Source organism: Candidatus Bipolaricaulis anaerobius (assembly GCF_900465355.1).
Taxonomy (GTDB): Bacteria; Bipolaricaulota; Bipolaricaulia; order Bipolaricaulales; family Bipolaricaulaceae; genus Bipolaricaulis; species Bipolaricaulis anaerobius.
Map to the genome: position 1 here is coordinate 891,963 of NZ_LS483254.1, position 16,264 is coordinate 908,226.

Here is a 16,264-nt window from a genome sequence, read left to right on the forward strand (position 1 = left end):
GGTCCGCTAACGGCCGAGGCGATGGGCGAGGTCGGTCCATTCCAGCCGGACCGCCACCGGGCGGCCGTGCGGGCACCGTGCTGGCTCCTCGGTCGCCTTCCAGTCGCGGATGAGCGCTTCCTGCTCCGCGGCGGGCAGCGGCTCCCCAGCCCGGATCGCCGCCGCGCACGCCACTTCCCGCCATAGCTCAACGAGGGGCGGCTCCCCGTCCAGCAGTCGCTCGGCCACCGCTCCAATCGGCTCCTGGAACCCAAGCCGCGATTGCCGCTCGGCGAGCGGCGCCGGCCAGCCGCGAAGGAGGAACGCCCGCTCCCCGAACGCCTCCAGGTGGATCCCCAGGCGGCGGAGGGCCGGGAGCGCCCGGCGCAGCGCCTCCGCCCGATCGAACGGGACCTCGATCTGCACCGGGACGAGGAACTCCTGGGCCGGGACAGTGGACCCGGTGTCAGCTCGCTCGAACAGGACGCGCTCGTGGGCCGCATGTTGGTCCACGATCTCCAGGCCGTCCGCTCCCTCGACGACGATGTAGCTCGCCTGGGCCTGCCCCACCACCCGCCACGGTTGACCGGCCGGGCCGACAGGCGGGGCGAGGAGGGGGACCGCGGGACCGATCTGCGCGGAGGGCACGAGCCCCCCACTTGGCTCCCCCGCACCCGGCCGCTCCGGCATCCCCCGCCCGCCGAGGGCGCGCAGGGCAGCCCGTCGGAGGAGATCCATCACCGCCCGCTCTGATCGGAACCGCACTTCCTCCTTCCGGGGGTGCACATTCACGTCCACCAGCTCGGGGTCCACCTCGAGGTAGAGGAAGAACGCCGCGTGCTGCCCCCGAGGGACGTAGCGCGCGTAGGCCTGCGCCACCCCGAGGGCGAGGACGCCGGGGCGGATGGCGCGTCCAGAGAGGAACAGGTGCTGATCCACCCGCGTCGGACGGGCGAGTTCCGGCGGGCCGAACCACGCCCGCAACCGCAGCCCCGGCTCGTCCATCTCCACGGGGGCGAGCTGGGAGGCGAACGCCTCCCCATACACGTGCCCAATGCGCACGGACGGATCCCGCGCCGGGGGCACGTCGAGGAGAGGGCGGCCTGCGGAGCGCACGGCGAACCCGATCTCGGGCTGGGCGAGCACGATCCGGCGCAGGGTGGAGAGGAGGCGCCGCGCCTCGGCCGGCGGGGAATCGAGGAACTGGCGCCGCGCGGGAACGTTCCAGAATAGATCCCGCACCTCGACCGTCGTCCCCACCGGCCGCGCCACAGGCCGCGCCCCCGTGATGAGCCCCCCCTCGACCCGGATCTCGTGGCCCTCCTCCCCCCCAGCCGGGCGCGACGCGAGCGTCACCCGGCCGACGGCGCAGATCGCGGCCAACGCCTCGCCGCGGAACCCAAGGGTGCGGATGTGGCGGAGATCCTCCTCCGTGGTGAGCTTGCTCGTGGTGTGCCGCTCGATGGCGATCCGCATCTCGTCAGGGGCCATCCCCACACCATCGTCGCCCACGCGGAGGAGGTCGATCCCCCCACCCTCGAACTCCACCGCGATCTGCCCCGCGCGGGCATCGAGGGCGTTTTCCACAAGTTCCTTCGCCACCGAGGCCGGGCGGTCCACCACTTCCCCGGCCGCGATCTTGCGGATCACCGCCTCCTCCAACCGCCGAATGGGCATTGCGGGGCAAGGCTACTCCCCGTGGCCCCCGGTTGCCACGGCAGCCGGTCAGCGCTACCCTCCGCCCAAGACAGGACAAAAGGAGGCAAATCAGATGCATACCGTGCCCGAGCTGGTCCCACTGCTGGGGCTTTCGACCGAGAACCAGGTCCGGAACAGGATCGAGGCGATCCGAGACCTCCTCCTGGGCTCGCTCCGGCGCGGCCCCAACAACCAGATCCTCGTCACAGAGGAAGGCCTTCGCCTCCTCCGCGACCTCCAGGCGTTGTGCGAAACCGGGCATACACTGACCGAAGCGTCCAACCTCTTGCGCTACAAGACGCAGAGGGACGACGAGAAGATCTCGGCCGGTTCGTCAACACTTGCCCACCGTGAGGCTAAACCGAACCAAACGGAGGAGGCGGGGTGGGCGGCGCTGGTGGAACACCTCGCGGCCGAGGTGCGCGAGCTCGCGCAGCGGGTCGCTGCCCTGGAGGCCGCATCCCACCGCAGTGGTCCGCCCCCGGCCTGGTGGGAGCGGTGGCGGTAGGGACAATGCTCCCATGACCAGCGAGACGAAACTTGCTCAGGTGAAGGAGGCGATCGCCCGGTCGCAGCGACTGCGGACCCTGTCCGCGTGCTCGAACATCACCGCGATCGACCGCCTCAAGATCAACGACCACGGGCCAACCCACGTCCGGATCGTGACCCGGATCGCGCTGCGGATCCTGGAGCTCCTCCACGGAGCAGGGGTCAGGCTGGGGGTGACGGACCACGGGCTCGGGTACGAGGAAGCGCAGGTGGTGGTCCTCCTCGGGGCCGCGCTCCACGACGTGGGCCACGCCATTCACCGCGCCGACCACGAGCTGTTCTCGATGATCCTCGCGCCAACCCTCCTCGATGAGCTCCTCACGGGGATCTACGACGAGCCGGTACGGACGGTGCTCCTCGCTGAGACGATGCACGCCATCTGGGCCCACCGCGCTGCCGTGCGTCCCCTCACCGTGGAGGGGGGCGTCCTCAAGGTCGCGGATGCCCTCGACATGGAAAAGGGGCGTGCCCGGATTCCGTTCCGGGTCGGTGAGCCCACGATCCACAGTGTGTCCGCCCTCGCCATCGAGAAGGTAGAGATCAAGCCGGGGAGGGAGAAGCCGGTCCACATCCACGTGCGGATGACGAACTCCGCGGGGATCTTCCAGCTCGATAGCCTCCTCAAGGAGAAGCTCATGACCTCGGGGCTGCGCGAGTACATCGAGGTGTCGGCGGAGATCGAGGGCGAGGAGAAGAAGATCATCGACCGGTACACCCTCGACTGAGGGGGCCGTAACGGGCCTCCGCGGGCGGGGGGACGGGGAAAGACCCGCGCCGGTCGATGGGCGGCCGCTGTGGCCCTCTGGGCGGGGCACTTGACAAAAGGCCCCTTTTGTCAAGTCGCCCCACCCCAGGACGGCGTTCCGGGCACGGTTTGACAGGCCGGTCGCCCTTATGTAAAGTGCGATGTTCCAAATGTAAAGTCTGAGGAGGGGTGCCGATGCCGCTTGAGCTCACGCAGGAGGACTTCCTCACCCCGGACCAGGTCCGGCGGCTGAAGGCCCATGCCCGGCGGGAAGCAGACGCAGCCCGCCGCAACGGGCACAAGGGACCGGTGCGGGACTGGGCAATCCTTCACGTGGCCCTCGATGCCGGGCTGCGCGTGTCGGAGATCGTCGCCCTGCGGATCGGGGATCTCCTCCTCGAGCCCGGGCACTCCGCGATCATCGTCCGCCGCGGCAAGGGCGGCAAGGAGCGTGGGGTGGACATCGGCCAGGCCCTGCGCGACCACCTCCGCGAGTACATCGCGTGGAAGCGGACGGCGGGGGAACCGGTGGGGCCGGAGGACCTCCTCTTCCTCTCCCCCCGCGGAGGCCCCCTCACCCGGCAGGCGGTCTACCTCATGTTCAAGCGGTTGGCCCGCGCCGTGGACCTCCCGTCGCGGTTCACGATCCACTCCTGTCGCCACACCTATGCCTCGATGCTCTACCGGGCATCCCGGTTCAACCTCCGCCTCGTCCAGAAGCAGCTCGGTCATGCCTCGATCCGCACGACCCAGGTCTACGCTGACGTCCTGTCATCCGACGCGCTGGAAGCGGTGAACGGCCTCCCACAATGACTTGGCTCGCCTGGACCGTTCTCTGTGCGGTAGCCGTGGCGCAGCCGGGCTGGGCAGAGGTGCAGGTGGGGGGCGAGGTGGGATGGCAGGGGCAGGCGGTGCTGGGCGAGGTCAACCCGCTCACGATCACGGTGACGAACGGCAAGAGCTCCGTCCTCTCCGCCACGCTCCGCGTCGAACAACGTGTGGGATCGGGGTGGCGGGGCGCGGGGATGCAGCGGCTGCGGGCCCCGCTCCTCCTCGCTCCGGGGGGCCGGGCACGGTTCGCGTTCCCGTGGCCGGTCGAGGCGGGCTCCGCGCCGGTGACGGTGGTCGTCGAGGAAGATGGAACGGAGCTCGCGCGGGCCACGCTCCCCCTCCGGTTGATGGTGGAGAAGCCGATTGCGACCGTGGGGTCGGTCGTGGCGTACCCCGCGGGAGGGCCGATGATCGCCCTCGCCCCGGAGGACCTCCCCGAGGACCCGTTCCTCCTCAGCCCGTTTTCGGAAGTCCGCCTAACCCGAGGAGCCGCGGTGTCCGCTCCCGCGGCGGAGGCACTCGCGGCGTGGGCCGCGTTCGGCGGCGGCCTGGTCCGCGACGGGGAGACCCCAACTGTGATCCCGTCGCTATCGGCGGCGGATCTCGCCGACGCCGTGGCGCGCCATGGCCCCCGTCCCCCCCCGCGGGGCCTCCTCATCGGGGGAACCGTGCTCTACCTGATCGCGCTAGGGTTTGCGCTTCCACCTCTCTCCCGCCGCGGCCGGCCGTGGGGGATGGCCGCCCTCATCTCCGTCGTCCTCGCGTTCTCCCTGTTTTATCCACTTTTCTTCGGATCCCCACAAGCGATAACAATGCTACTATACTCGCTTTCCTCACGTGATGTTTCACGCTTTTCTTATGATACGCTCGTCATCGTCCCCATCCGGGAGGGGATCCAGGAGGTTTCGGGGTGGTGGGTGGAGCGGGTTCCTCCGGGAACGGAACGGTCAGGGATGGATATCGAGTGGGCGTGGGGACCCGATGGGCCACGGACCATCGTTGCGGCGAATCCGGGACAAACCATGATCCTATGGAGGTATGGGCGGGCGTGGGCCGCCGGCGGGACCCGGCACGTGGTGGGGAGCGTGGCGGTCGACGCTGGGTTTGCTCCGCTCCTCGCCGCGGTGGGACCGGTCGCCCGCGCGGGGGACCTTGTGTACACGGAGCGGATCGCGGAGCGCCAGGGGGGCGCTGCGCGGTACGAGTACCGGCTGAGGTGGGAGCCCGATGGCTAGCCTGTCCGAGCACCTCACTAATCCATACCATGCGTTCGTCATCCTCGTCGGGAGTGCGTTCGCCGCGGCGATCCTCTGGCCGGAGTCCGCCCCCGCGGCCCTCGGCCCGCTGATGCGGGGACCGTTCCTTCCCCATGCGGTGGCGTTCCTCATCGGGTTCCTCGCCCTGGAGATCGGGGAGGCGGAGCGGGGGTACGGCGCGTACCGACCTCCCCGGCGGGCCGCGCGCCTGGGAGGACTGGTCGGGTTCGGGTTGGTGCTCGTCCTGCCGTTCCTCCTCGTCCATCGGGTGGAGGCAGGGCTCCCCTGGCCGCAGTTCGCGGCGATCCTCGGCTTCCTGTACGCCTACGGGCTGGCCTGGGCGCTGGTTGGCCACGGTGCAGCGGCGGTTGTACACTGGGAGGGGCTTCGGTTTGTGCTCGAGTACGGGGCCCTCCTCGCTGTCATCGTCCTCCCGGCCGGCGCCGGTCTCCCCATCAGTCCCATCCCCGCGATCGGCGGGCTGTGGGCGGGCACGGGGGGCGGATGGGGGGGGCTCGCCCTGTACGCGGCGTTCGATGCCGGGGCGCTGGGAGCGTGGTTATGGACGAACGGGCGATCCTCCGGTGCGTGAGACGATGGGTCCGGGCCCGCAACGGGCTCCGGGCGGGCTTGGTGGCGGTGGCGCTCGTCCTTGGGGCGGCCCTCGCCGGCCGCCTCCTCGGCCGGTCCTTGCCGACCGTGGTGTGGCTTGCCGTCCCGGCCCTGGCGGCGGTGGGGTGGGGCTGGCCCCTACCCTGGGAACGGCTCCTCCTCCAGGTGGGACGCAAGCTCGGGGTCGGGGAACGGCTCGCCGCGCTCGACGTTGTGATCGAGCGCGGTAGTTCCCCCCTGGCAGGCCCGCTCTGCGCGGAGATCGTCGCGGCCCATCCCCGGGGGTGGCGGCTCCTCGCCGGACCGGTGGAGTACGGGGCCTCCGCGCTCGTCGTGGCCCTCGCGGTTGCGGTGGGGTTCGCCTCCCCCCTCTCGGGAGCTCCGCCGCAGGCGGCGGCGCCCGCTGCGGAAGAAGTGGTTGGGACCGTGCCCCCTCCGGACGAGGCCGCAGGCGAGGCCCCGCCCCCCGTCATGGAATCCCCTGCGGTCTACCCAGCTCAGGCGGAGATCCCCGCGTACTCCCCGTATCACGACCTCCTCGCCTCGATCCTCGGGCTGGAGGACGCCCTGACGGGCGGGTTGTCCGGGGACGAGGTGGCGGCCCGGCTCGCTCAGGAGGAGGGCCTTCTTCGCCAGCTCGCGGAGCGGATCGCCGCGGCCGCGCCGGGTGGGCTATCCCCCTCCGAGCGAGCGGAGCTCGCGCCTCTGGCCCGTCAGGTGGCACGGCCCGATCTCCGCGAGCGGCTGAGCGAGCTCCTCGACCAGGGGGGGGAGGCGCCGGCCTGCGAGGCCGAGGAGGCCGTGGCCGCGGTGCTCGCCGCGGCGGACCGAGCAAGCGAGGACGGGGAGCACGAACCCACGGGGGCACTGAGCGACGCTCCAGTTGCCGGAGCTGGCTCGGGCACGACGACGGGGGGCTCGGCGGAGGGGAAGAAAACGGTGGCGGGCCCGCCCGCCCCCCGCGACGCGGAGCTCGATGGGAGCGATCCGTTCGCGGGGGGAGAGGAGGGAGCCGACTTCCCGGGGACGGTCGGCGGCGGGCCGGTTGAGTCCGGCCCGACCGGGGACTGGGCTCCCACCCCCGGCGAAGAGGAGCCGAACGTGGTGGTGGGAGGGGAGGGGGAGATGCGGGCGTACATCGTCCCCGGGATCCCCGGGGAGCCTTCCCCCAGTGCCGGGAACGCCCCCCCCGCGCTCACACCGCAGGATGTGGAGGTGACCCTCCGGGCGCGGGGGATCCCCCCCGAGCTGCGGAGCCTCGTCCGCCGCTACTTCGAGCTCATTGGAGGGAACCCGTGATCACAGAACGAGACTTGATCGAGGCCCGGGAGGCATTTTGCCTTCTCCGGGAGAAGATTGCAGGCGTCATCGTGGGCCAGGAGGAGGTCGTCGAGATCGCGCTGTGGGCGCTCCTCGCCCGGGGACACGTCCTCCTTGAGGGGGTGCCGGGGCTGGGGAAGACCCTCCTCGTGCGCTCGCTCGCCCGCGCGCTCGGTCTATCCTTCTCCCGCATCCAGTTCACCCCCGACCTCATGCCGGCCGACATCGTGGGCACGAACGTGTTCTCCGGGGACGGATTCCGGTTCCTGCCCGGGCCCGTGTTCGCCCACGTCGTGCTCGCCGACGAGGTGAACCGAGCCACGCCGAAGACCCAATCTGCCTTGCTGGAGGCGATGCAGGAGGGACAGGCCACGATCGGCACGGAGACCCATCCCTTGCCGAACCCGTTCACCGTGCTCGCCACCCAGAACCCGATCGAGATGGAGGGGACCTACCCCCTCCCCGAGGCCCAAGTGGATCGGTTCCTGTTCAAGGCCGAGGTGGGGTTCCCCGACGAGGGGGAGCTCGTGGAGATCGTGCGTCGGAACACGGAGGGCGTGGGGATCCGCCTTCCCGAGCCCATCCTCTCCGCGGACGCCGTGCGGCGCGCCCAGGCCGTGGTGGCGGAGTACCCTGTGCCACGGCCGCTCATGGAGTACGCGGCGGCCCTCGTCCTCGCCACCCATCCCAAGAGCCCCACCGCGCCGGAGGCGGTGCGGCGCTACGTCCAGTACGGGGCGAGCCCCCGGGGGGGCCTCGCCCTCATCCTGGGGGCCAAGGGGCGGGCGTTCCTCGCCGGCCGGCACCACGTGGGGGTGGAGGACATCCAGGCTGCGCTGCGGCCGGCGCTTGTGCACCGGGTCATCCCCAACTTCCGCGCCGACGCGGACGGCGTCGGGGCGGGCCAGCTCGTGGATGAGGCGGCCCGGGCGGTCCGCGTGCCATGACCGATGGCCCCCTCTCCCCGTCCGAGTTGCGGGCCCTGGCGCGGGCCCGGATCACCCTCCGCCGGCCGGGGGGAACCCTCCCCGGTGGCCACCTCGCACGGCGCAAGGGGACATCCGTAGAGTTCGCCGACTACCGCCCCTATCAACCGGGGGACGACTTCCGCCTCATCGACTGGGCCGTGTACGCCCGCCACCGGCGGCTGGTGACGAAGACTTTCGCCCACGAGGTGGAGGCACCTCTGTACCTGTTCCTCGACACAAGCCGCTCGATGGGGGAGGGCAACAAGGCCTCGTTCGCACGGCGCCTCGCCGCGGCCCTCGCGTTCGTCGCCTACCGCGGCCAGGACCGGTTCGCGATCTACCCGTTCCGCGACGCGCTCGTCGCCACCCCGGCACCGCGCCGGGGGAGGGTTGCCCTCTCCACCGCGTTCCAGTCCCTCATGGAACTTTCCGCCGCGGGCGAGACCGACCTCCCCCGGTCCCTCGCCGCGTGGGCCGAACTAGGGCCTGAGCCAGGCCTGTGCGTCCTCATCTCCGATTTCCTGTGTCCGGATGGGTACCGGGATGGGCTCCTCGCCCTCCGCCACGGCCGACATGCCGTGGCTTCGGTGCAGGTCCTGTCCGCGGCCGATCTCGATCCGCCCCGGTGGGGGGAGGTGCGGCTCCGCGACGTGGAGACCCACCGCGGGAAATCCCTCGTCCTCGGGGCAGGCGCAGCCCGCGCTTACCGCGCGGCACTCCGGGAGTGGAACGAGGGACTGGCCGCAGCATGTCGGGAGCTACGCATGGCCTACTTCCTGTTCCGGAGCGATGCCGCGCCGGTCGAGGCCGCGTTGACCGTCCTCGCGGGGTGGGGCCGGTGAGCTTCCTCCTTCCGTGGGGATGGGCCTGGCTCACCTCCGGGCTGGTCGTGGTCGCCCTGTACCTCCTCCGGCGGCGGGAGCGGGAGGAGCCCGTGTCCGCCCTGTTCCTGTGGGAGAGGATCCCCCCCGATCGGGCGAGCCGCATGGCACGGCTGCGCGCCCGGTTCGACCTCCTGCTCCTCCTCCAACTCCTCGCGGTGACCCTGTTCGCGGTCGGCCTCGCCCACCCCATCGTCCGTGTCCCCCGCACCGCCGGGGCGACGGCGATCGTCCTCGATGGCTCAGCGTCGATGGCCGCAACGGGCCGGGCCGACGCGGCACTGGCTGAGGCCCGGCGGCTGATCGGGGATTCCTCTGGCCCGTGGTCGGTCGTGGTGTGGGCCGACCCGCCGCGGGTCCTCGTCCCGCGCACCGCGAACCGCGAGGAGGTCCTCGCCCTCCTTGGCGCGTACCGCCCCACCCTTGGCGCCCGACCGCCCCTCGGCGAGGCCCTTGCCCTCCTCCCCAGCGGGTTCGGCCGCACCGTCGTCATCACCGATGACCCGCTTCCCGACCCCGGCGTGGAGATCGTCGCCCTCCCCGCCCTGGACAACCTGGCGATCGTCGCGTTCGCGGCCCGCTCAACCCCCGACGGGTCGGGGTACGAGGCCCTGGTGCGGGTCCGCAATGACACGGACCGGTACCAGGATGTCCAGGTGGCCGTCCACACCGGTGCGGGGACGTACCTCGGGTCGCGGCTCCTCTCGCCGGGGTCCGAGGATCGGTTCGTGTTCCAGATCGGGCTCGTCCAGACCTCGCTCCGTGCCGAACTCCTCCCCGAAGATGGGTTCCCATGGGACAACGTGCGCTACGCCGCCCTTGAGGGAGGAGCCACGGTCCGCGTGCGGTGGGTGGGCGAGGAGGACCGCTACCTGTGGGCCGCCCTGCAGGCGGCGGTCCCCGTAGAACGGGTCGGCTCCGGGGGTTGGGATCTCACCGTGGCCGTGCGGACCGAGTTGCCCGTTGCCCCGCCCGGGCCCCTCCTCCTCGTCGGGGCGGGCTCTCCCGAGGCCTCCCTCGGCGAACCCGAGCCGGCCGGGCCGATCCGGGGCGAGGCATCGCCCCTCCTCCGCCACGTCGTCCCCGAGGAGTTCCGTGCCAGCGCCGTGCATCCGCTGACCCTCCCCCCCGACGCGACCGTGGACCTGTGGGCGGGGGATGCCCCGGCCCTCAGCCACTGGGAACGCACCGACGGGCGCCGGGTCCTCCTCACCCTGGACCTCCCCCGGTCCAACCTCCCCCTGACGGTGGACTTCCCGATCCTCCTCCGGAACGTGGTTACCTGGCTCCTGCCTTACCGGCCGCGGCCGACCCTCGTCGTGGGGGAAGCGATCGAACTGCCGCCGGGGACGGAGGTGAGCACCCCAGCCGGCCCGGTGAGTGGGGTGTGGATCCCCGACCGACCTGGGCTGTACGAGCTCCGCGGGGCGCGGCGGGAGGTGATCGCCGTGAACGTGCCGTACGAAGAGTCCCTCCCCGGCCGGGTTGCGGTTCCCACCGCGGTCCCCATATCCAAGACCCTGGCTGATCTCACCGCCTGGCCGTGGCTCGGGGCGGCGGCCTTCCTCGTCCTCACTGCCGAGTGGGGCCTGGCGCGGCGGAGGGGGGTCTGATGCGCTTCCTCACCCCGTGGGCCCTTGCTGGGCTCGTGCCGGCCGTAGTCGTGCTCATCCTCTCCCTCCGCCGGCGGGCCCTCCTCGGACGGGCCGTGACGCTCGCCCTCCTCGCCCTCGCCCTCGCCGGCCCGGAGGTCGCCGTCCGCCAGACCGGGGAGACGGTCCTCTTCCTCGTCGACCGATCGGCGAGCGTGGGCGAGGAGGCAACGAACGCCCTCCCCGAGCTCACTTCCTCCGTCCTCGCCCGCGGGGGGAAGGTCGGGGTGATCTCGTTCGCCGACGGGTCCCAGGTTTCGCAGTGGCCGGGGGTGGGCGAGATCCCGAACGGGGGAGCGTTCTCGTCGTTCGGGACCAACATCGGGGCGGCGGTGGACCTCGCGCTCGCCCTGGCCCCCGCTGGGGCGCAGATCGTGCTCCTGTCCGACGGCCGCGCGACAGGGGGGGACCTCCTCGCCGCTGCGGCGCGGGCCCGCAGCCAACGGGTTCCGATCCACGTCTGCTCCGTCGGCCAGACTGACCTCGTCCGGTTGGCTGAATTCACGGGTCCCCGCGAGGCGCCGCTGGGGACGATCGCCCTCGCCGCCACGGTCGAGGCTTCGCAGCCGACCGCGGCCACGGCCCATCTCTACCGGGGTGGTGAGGAGATCCGGGCCATTCCCCTCGACCTCCCTGCCGGGCGGACGCGCCTCTCCCTGGCCGATGCGCCCCCCGAGGCCGGGTTCTGGAGCTACCGGGTGGAGGTGAGGGCGAACGGCGATCGGATCCCTGAGAACAACGCCCTTCCGTGGGGGGTAGCCGTGGGCGAGCCGCCGGGGATCGTCGTCGTTGGGTTGGGTCCGACCGCGACCGACGAGCTCCTCACCGCGGCGGGGCTCACGTTCCGGCGGCGGGAGGCCCTCGCGGTGGAGGATTTGGCCGGAGCGGGGCTGGTGATCCTCGACGACTACCCCCTCGCGCTCCTCGGCACCCGCACCCTCGACGCGCTCCGGTCGTACGTCGCCGGGGGGGGCGGGCTCCTCGTCATCCAGGGTCGCCAGGCCGTGGCCGGCTACCTCGGCCCCGTCGAGGAACTGCTTCCCGTGACCTACACCGTCCCCGAGCGGGTCCAGGAGGCGACGGCAGCGGTGGTGTTCGTCCTCGACCGGTCTAGCTCGATGTCCGCCCAGGCCGGAGGCGCGACGAAGATCGACCTCCTCAAAGAGGCCGCCGCGGCCGCGGTGGAGGCAATGCCGGGGGAGGACATCGTCGGTGCGGTCGCATTCGACCGGTATCCACAGTGGATCGTGCGCCCGGGCCCCGTGTCCGAGGTCCGCGAGGAGCTGTTTGAGGGGCTGCGCAGGCTGACCGCAGACGGGGGGACATACCTGTTCACCGCCCTCGACCAGGCGGTGAAGGCCCTCCTCCCGCTCGAGGCCCGCGTCCGCCACGCGATCGTGATCTCCGACGGGAAGACGATCCGCGACGAGGCCGCCCTGAGCGCGCTCCTCGCAGAGGTGAGCGAAACGGGGGTCGGCGTGACGACGATCGCCATCGGGACCGATCCCGATCCTGAGGTCCTCCGCACGCTGGCCGAGGTGAGTGGGGGGCGGTCCTATGAACTGGCGGCGATGACCGATCTCCGGCCGGTGCTCGTGCAGGAGACGGAGCGCGTGTCCCGCCCCCGGTTCATGGAGCGGGAGACGGCCGTCCTCCCCGGACCGGGGGCTACCGCGTTCCCTCTATCGGGGGAGCTCCCCCCCCTTGCCGGCTACACCCTCACCTTCCCCAAGCCCACCGCCGACGTCGCGTTCCTCTCGCCCGCCGGCGATCCCCTCCTCGCCCGCTGGCGGGTCGGCCTCGGGCAGGTGGCGGTGCTCAACGCTGACATGTCTGGGATCTGGACGAGGGATTGGCTCCGCTCCCCCCAGCTCGGCGAGCTGTGGGGCCTCCTCCTTGGGCATCTGTGGGGCGAGCGGCAGCGCGTGCGCGTGGACTGGGAGGTCGTCGGGCCGACCCTGCGCCTGGGGGTGGAGGCGGCCGAGGGCGGGCGGTGGACGAACCGCCTCGAGCTCACTGGCGAGCTCGTCGGTCCCCGCAGATCGTGGTCGCTTTCCTTCGAGCAGGTCGCACCGGGGCGGTACGAGGCCTCCCTCGCTACCCCTGGGTCCGGGGCGTACCTCCTCACGGTGAGCGAGCCCTCCGGCCGCTACGGGGGGTCGTTCCCGGTCGTCCTCCCCTACTCGGCCGAGCTCGCCGCGTTCGGTCCCGACCTCGACGCCCTGAGTACGATCGCGCGCCTGTCAGGGGGCGAGTTCGTGCGCGACGAGCTCCTCCCCCCCTCATCGGGGGCGGGGCGAGCGTGGACCCCGATCGGCCGGGCCCTCCTCTGGGCAGCGGCGTGTTCCCTCCTCCTCGATCTCGCATTGCGCAAACTTCTCGTGTAGGTACGGACCTTCTGGCCTACGTCCCCCCACGCTCGGCTGTGAAGCCACGGCTGCGGCAACCCACCATTTGACGATCCGGCATCGTCCGCTGTATGATCTCAACCACGGGTAACGAAAGTCACAAAAAGGGGGTTGAGAGTAGAACCAATTAGCTTGTGGGAGTTCACAGCGTCTGGAGATCGTTCAAGTGCAGGCATACAACGCGATCTAAAGGAGGAAACGATGAAGTGGGGAGAGAAGGTTACGCAGAGGCTGGGCGTTCGTGGGTTGTACGTTGTTCTTGCCATTACGCTCCTCGCCATCCTGAGCGGGGCTCACCACAAGTGGGGGTAGGGTAGCCTACAAGGTCACAGGTAACCCAGGTTGATGCCAGGGGGGGTGGTGACCCCCCTTACTTCTTTCTAGGCTCCCAGGGTGACAGCTTTGCCTCGGAAAGCCCGCGTATATTGGGGTCTGGTTGTGGCGGCAGGCTTGGTATGCTGCGTCTTCTACCTGAGTCAAATCAAGCTTACTTCCGAGTTTGCCCTGACCTGGATCTTGCTTGTGGTCGTCGACTTCCTTGCCGAGATCTACGAGGTGGAGTTGATCCCGGAGAGAAGGACGTCAGTGGCTGTATCGGTTGGCGCCGCCGCCGTTTTCATCGGCGGAGCTCCACTAGGGATCGCGACGTTATGCGTCGGGTCGCTGGCAGCTGAGGTTCTTCTGCGGTGGAACAAGCTGGCCCGGGGGCCGGGGAAGTTCTTCACCTTTGTCGGATTCAACCTCGGCCAACTCATGATCTCGGTCACGGCGGCGGGCCTCGTCCTCGAAGCTATGGGTGGAGCTCCTCCGCCCTACGCCTCCGGGACAGACTTCATCCCTCTGGTGGTGGCGTTCCTGACCTACGACATTGTCAATGCGTCACTCGTGGCGATGATCCTCCACCTCACGGAGGGGGTGCGCTTCACCTACCTTCTCCGGTTCGACCTTCGTCATCTCCACGTTCAGTTCCTAACCTTGGGAGTACTAGCGATCCTGATGGCGATCGTGTACCCCCTCTCCCCATGGTACGTGCTCCTCGTGGGGAGCCCGCTCATGGTCGTCCAGATTTCCATCCGCAGCTACGCACGGCTGCGCCAGCAAGCCAAGGAGGCGTTCGAGAGGATCACCCGGATCGTCGGGGAACGTGACTTCTACACCGGGACCCACTCTGCGAACGTGGCCGAGCTCGCCGTGAAACTGACCCGGAAGCTGCGGCTGCCGGATGAAGTGGTGGACCAGGTCGAGGCCGCAGCCCGCGTCCACGATCTGGGCAAGATCGCGATCCCGGACAGCATCCTTCTCAAGCCAGGGAAGCTCACCGCGGAGGAGTGGGCACTGGTGAAGCGCCACCCCGTCGTCGGGGCGGAACTCCTCCAGGGGCTAGAGATTTACGAGGAGATCGCGGATGTCGTGCGGCACGAGCACGAGCACTGGGATGGCGGGGGATACCCCGATGGGCTGAGCGGGGAGAAAATCCCCTTGGGGTCGCGGATCATCGCCGTGGCCGATGTGTGGAGCGCCCTCACCACCGACCGCCCCTACCGCCCAGCCTACACCGCAGACGAGGCGCGCACGATCCTCAAGGCCATGGCGGAGAAGGAGCTCGATCCCAAGCTCGTGGACCTCTTCCTCACGGTCGTGAACTGAGATGCGTCGCGTGCCTCGCCCAGGGGAACCCCGACCAGCACGCCTCGTGCCCACCGACGGTCCGGTGGGACGGCCCGTCAGCTCAGACGCCATTGCTCACGAGGTGCGATGTTCCCGAGCTCGAAGAGAGGAGGCCGCGGCGGGGACCGCGGGATGAGGGGATGCCGCTCCTCTGGGCCGTCGGGATCGGGATCGTGGCCGGGCTCATCCGCCGAGGGAACTTGGCGAACCTCGGCCAGCTCAGGCTGCGCGCTCCCTGGTTGATCCTCATCGCCCTCTTGATCCAGGTCCTCATCTTTCCCGTGGGGACCAGGGGCCCCCTCATCCCCGGGGGCACAGCCTACCTCCACCTCGTCTCCTATGCCTCCCTTGCGGCATTCATCGGACTGAACCGCCGCTACTCGGAGTTCCTCATCATGGGGGTGGGGCTGGCCCTCAACCTGATCGTGGTCGCCGCCAACGGGGGATACATGCCGGCCTCGGCGACGGCCCTCGACCGGGCCGGGCTGTCCGAGGTGGCGGCCGCCCTCCAGGAAGGAGGCCGGTCGGGAAACACGATCCTCATGGGCGAGGGAACGCGCCTCAACTTCCTCGGGGACTTCCTCTACCTCCCGGGGGGGGTCCCCCTCGCCTCAGCGTTCAGCATCGGAGATATCGTCCTAGGCCTGGGGTTGGCCGTGCTCCTCGCCCGGCGCATGGTCAACCGGGCTAGACCCAACCATCAAGGGACAGGTTCGGATCCGGCACCAGGGTGAGGGAGCCGGGGCAACCGAGCGCGGTGAACCGATGGTGGGCGCAGGCGGCGACGATCGCTGCGTTGTCCGTGCACAGCGCCGGAGGAGGGAACGCGACTTCAATCCCGCGCTCGCCGGCGCGTAGGGGCAGGACCTCCCGCAACCGACGGTTGGCAGCAACGCCCCCCACGACCACGATCCGTGTGAGCTCAAGCCTCCGCGCCGCCTGGACCGCTTTCTCCGCGAGGACGTCCACCACCGCCTCGAGGTAGCTTGCGCACAGGTCGGGGACAGGCGTGGACGGGTGATCCCGCAGCCAGTACACGGCTGCGGTCTTGAGGCCGGCGAAGCTCATGTCGAGGCCCGACCCGATCATCGGTCGGGGGAACGCGACCGCGGTGGGATCTCCCTGGCGGGCCAGTTCGTCCATCCGCGGCCCGGCGGGGTACCCCAGGCCCACGAGGCGCCCCACCTTGTCGAGCGCCTCCCCCGCCGCGTCGTCCCGCGTCCCACCGACGACCTTGTAGTCCCCCCACTGCCGCACCCGGACGAGGAGGGTGTGTCCCCCGGAGGCGACGAGCCCCAGGAACGGTGGCCCCGCTGCCGGCTCGCTCAGGCGCTGGGCGAAGAGGTGGGCGGCGAGGTGGTTCACCCCGATCAGGGGCACGTCCCGCGCCACGGCGATCCCCGCGGCATGGGACATCCCCACGAGGAGCGGGCCGACGAGGCCCGGCCCGTAGGTCACCCCGACCAGTTCGATCCCGTCCCAGCCGATCCCCGCCGTGGCGAGGGCTTCCGCGACGAGGGACGGCAGCTTGCGCAAGTGGTCCCGCGACGCCGCCTCCGGCATCACCCCCCCATAGCGGGCGTGGAGGTCGGTCTGGGAGTAGACGAGGTTCGCCAGGATCTCGTCGCCTCCCCGGAGGATCGCCACCGCCGTCTCGTCACAGGAGGTCTCGATACCGAGGGCGATCATGGTCGGGG

14 protein-coding genes are annotated in these 16,264 nt (G+C 70.6%); 12 read left to right on the top strand and 2 right to left on the bottom strand.

Annotated elements, in window-relative coordinates; translation table 11 throughout:
- Nucleotides 1–6: 6 nt before the first annotated feature.
- A complete protein-coding gene (gene mutL, locus BARAN1_RS04390; RefSeq protein WP_122031251.1) occupies nt 7–1,656 on the bottom strand; it encodes a DNA mismatch repair endonuclease MutL in 1,650 nt (549 codons plus the stop codon).
- Between the two features lie 103 nt (nt 1,657–1,759).
- Here mutL and BARAN1_RS04395 point away from each other — a divergent pair, with 103 nt between their 5' ends.
- The 12 genes from BARAN1_RS04395 to BARAN1_RS04450 all read left to right on the top strand — a co-directional run bounded on the left by BARAN1_RS04395 (nt 1,760) and on the right by BARAN1_RS04450 (nt 15,301).
- Nucleotides 1,760–2,185 carry a hypothetical protein gene (locus BARAN1_RS04395; RefSeq protein WP_157959468.1) on the top strand — a complete coding sequence of 142 codons (426 nt, stop codon included), beginning with the start codon at nt 1,760–1,762 and terminating at the stop codon, nt 2,183–2,185.
- 13 nt (nt 2,186–2,198) lie between these two features.
- The gene (locus tag BARAN1_RS04400; protein WP_122031256.1) at nt 2,199–2,951 is read left to right on the top strand and encodes an HD domain-containing protein; all 753 of its coding nucleotides are present in this window, start codon (nt 2,199–2,201) and stop codon (nt 2,949–2,951) included.
- A gap of 215 nt (nt 2,952–3,166) precedes the next feature.
- Complete coding sequence (locus tag BARAN1_RS04405; protein ID WP_122031258.1) at nt 3,167–3,784, top strand: tyrosine-type recombinase/integrase; 618 nt, start codon at nt 3,167–3,169, stop codon at nt 3,782–3,784.
- On the top strand, nt 3,781–5,037 hold the full coding sequence (locus BARAN1_RS04410) for a DUF8726 domain-containing protein (RefSeq protein ID WP_122031260.1): 1,257 nt from the start codon (nt 3,781–3,783) through the stop codon (nt 5,035–5,037). The genes BARAN1_RS04405 and BARAN1_RS04410 overlap by 4 nt, the downstream gene beginning before the upstream one ends.
- Entirely contained in the window at nt 5,030–5,650 is a 621-nt protein-coding gene (locus BARAN1_RS04415) for a hypothetical protein (protein WP_122031262.1), read from the top strand. Before BARAN1_RS04410 ends, BARAN1_RS04415 begins: the two co-directional genes overlap by 8 nt.
- Nucleotides 5,620–6,969, top strand: a complete 1,350-nt coding sequence (locus tag BARAN1_RS04420; RefSeq protein ID WP_122031264.1) for a hypothetical protein — start codon at nt 5,620–5,622, stop codon at nt 6,967–6,969. The genes BARAN1_RS04415 and BARAN1_RS04420 overlap by 31 nt, the downstream gene beginning before the upstream one ends.
- On the top strand, nt 6,966–7,937 hold the full coding sequence (locus BARAN1_RS04425; RefSeq protein ID WP_122031266.1) for an AAA family ATPase: 972 nt from the start codon (nt 6,966–6,968) through the stop codon (nt 7,935–7,937). Before BARAN1_RS04420 ends, BARAN1_RS04425 begins: the two co-directional genes overlap by 4 nt.
- Nucleotides 7,934–8,800, top strand: a complete 867-nt coding sequence (locus BARAN1_RS04430; protein ID WP_122031268.1) for a DUF58 domain-containing protein — start codon at nt 7,934–7,936, stop codon at nt 8,798–8,800. The genes BARAN1_RS04425 and BARAN1_RS04430 overlap by 4 nt, the downstream gene beginning before the upstream one ends.
- The gene (locus BARAN1_RS04435; protein WP_162297749.1) at nt 8,797–10,452 is read left to right on the top strand and encodes a VWA domain-containing protein; all 1,656 of its coding nucleotides are present in this window, start codon (nt 8,797–8,799) and stop codon (nt 10,450–10,452) included. The genes BARAN1_RS04430 and BARAN1_RS04435 overlap by 4 nt, the downstream gene beginning before the upstream one ends.
- Nucleotides 10,452–12,878 (top strand): VWA domain-containing protein, encoded by a 2,427-nt coding sequence (locus BARAN1_RS04440; protein WP_157959470.1) that lies wholly within the window; start codon nt 10,452–10,454, stop codon nt 12,876–12,878. The genes BARAN1_RS04435 and BARAN1_RS04440 overlap by 1 nt, the downstream gene beginning before the upstream one ends.
- Nucleotides 12,879–13,337: 459 nt before the next feature.
- Nucleotides 13,338–14,546, top strand: a complete 1,209-nt coding sequence (locus BARAN1_RS04445; RefSeq protein WP_122031276.1) for an HD-GYP domain-containing protein — start codon at nt 13,338–13,340, stop codon at nt 14,544–14,546.
- Nucleotides 14,547–14,707: 161 nt separating this feature from the next.
- Nucleotides 14,708–15,301 (top strand): DUF5317 domain-containing protein, encoded by a 594-nt coding sequence (locus tag BARAN1_RS04450; RefSeq protein WP_157959471.1) that lies wholly within the window; start codon nt 14,708–14,710, stop codon nt 15,299–15,301.
- Here the strand turns inward: BARAN1_RS04450 and tsaD are convergent.
- Nucleotides 15,255–16,256 (bottom strand): tRNA (adenosine(37)-N6)-threonylcarbamoyltransferase complex transferase subunit TsaD, encoded by a 1,002-nt coding sequence (gene tsaD, locus BARAN1_RS04455; RefSeq protein ID WP_157959472.1) that lies wholly within the window; start codon nt 16,254–16,256, stop codon nt 15,255–15,257. The two genes, BARAN1_RS04450 and tsaD, sit on opposite strands and share 47 nt — an antisense overlap.
- Nucleotides 16,257–16,264 lie beyond the last annotated feature (8 nt).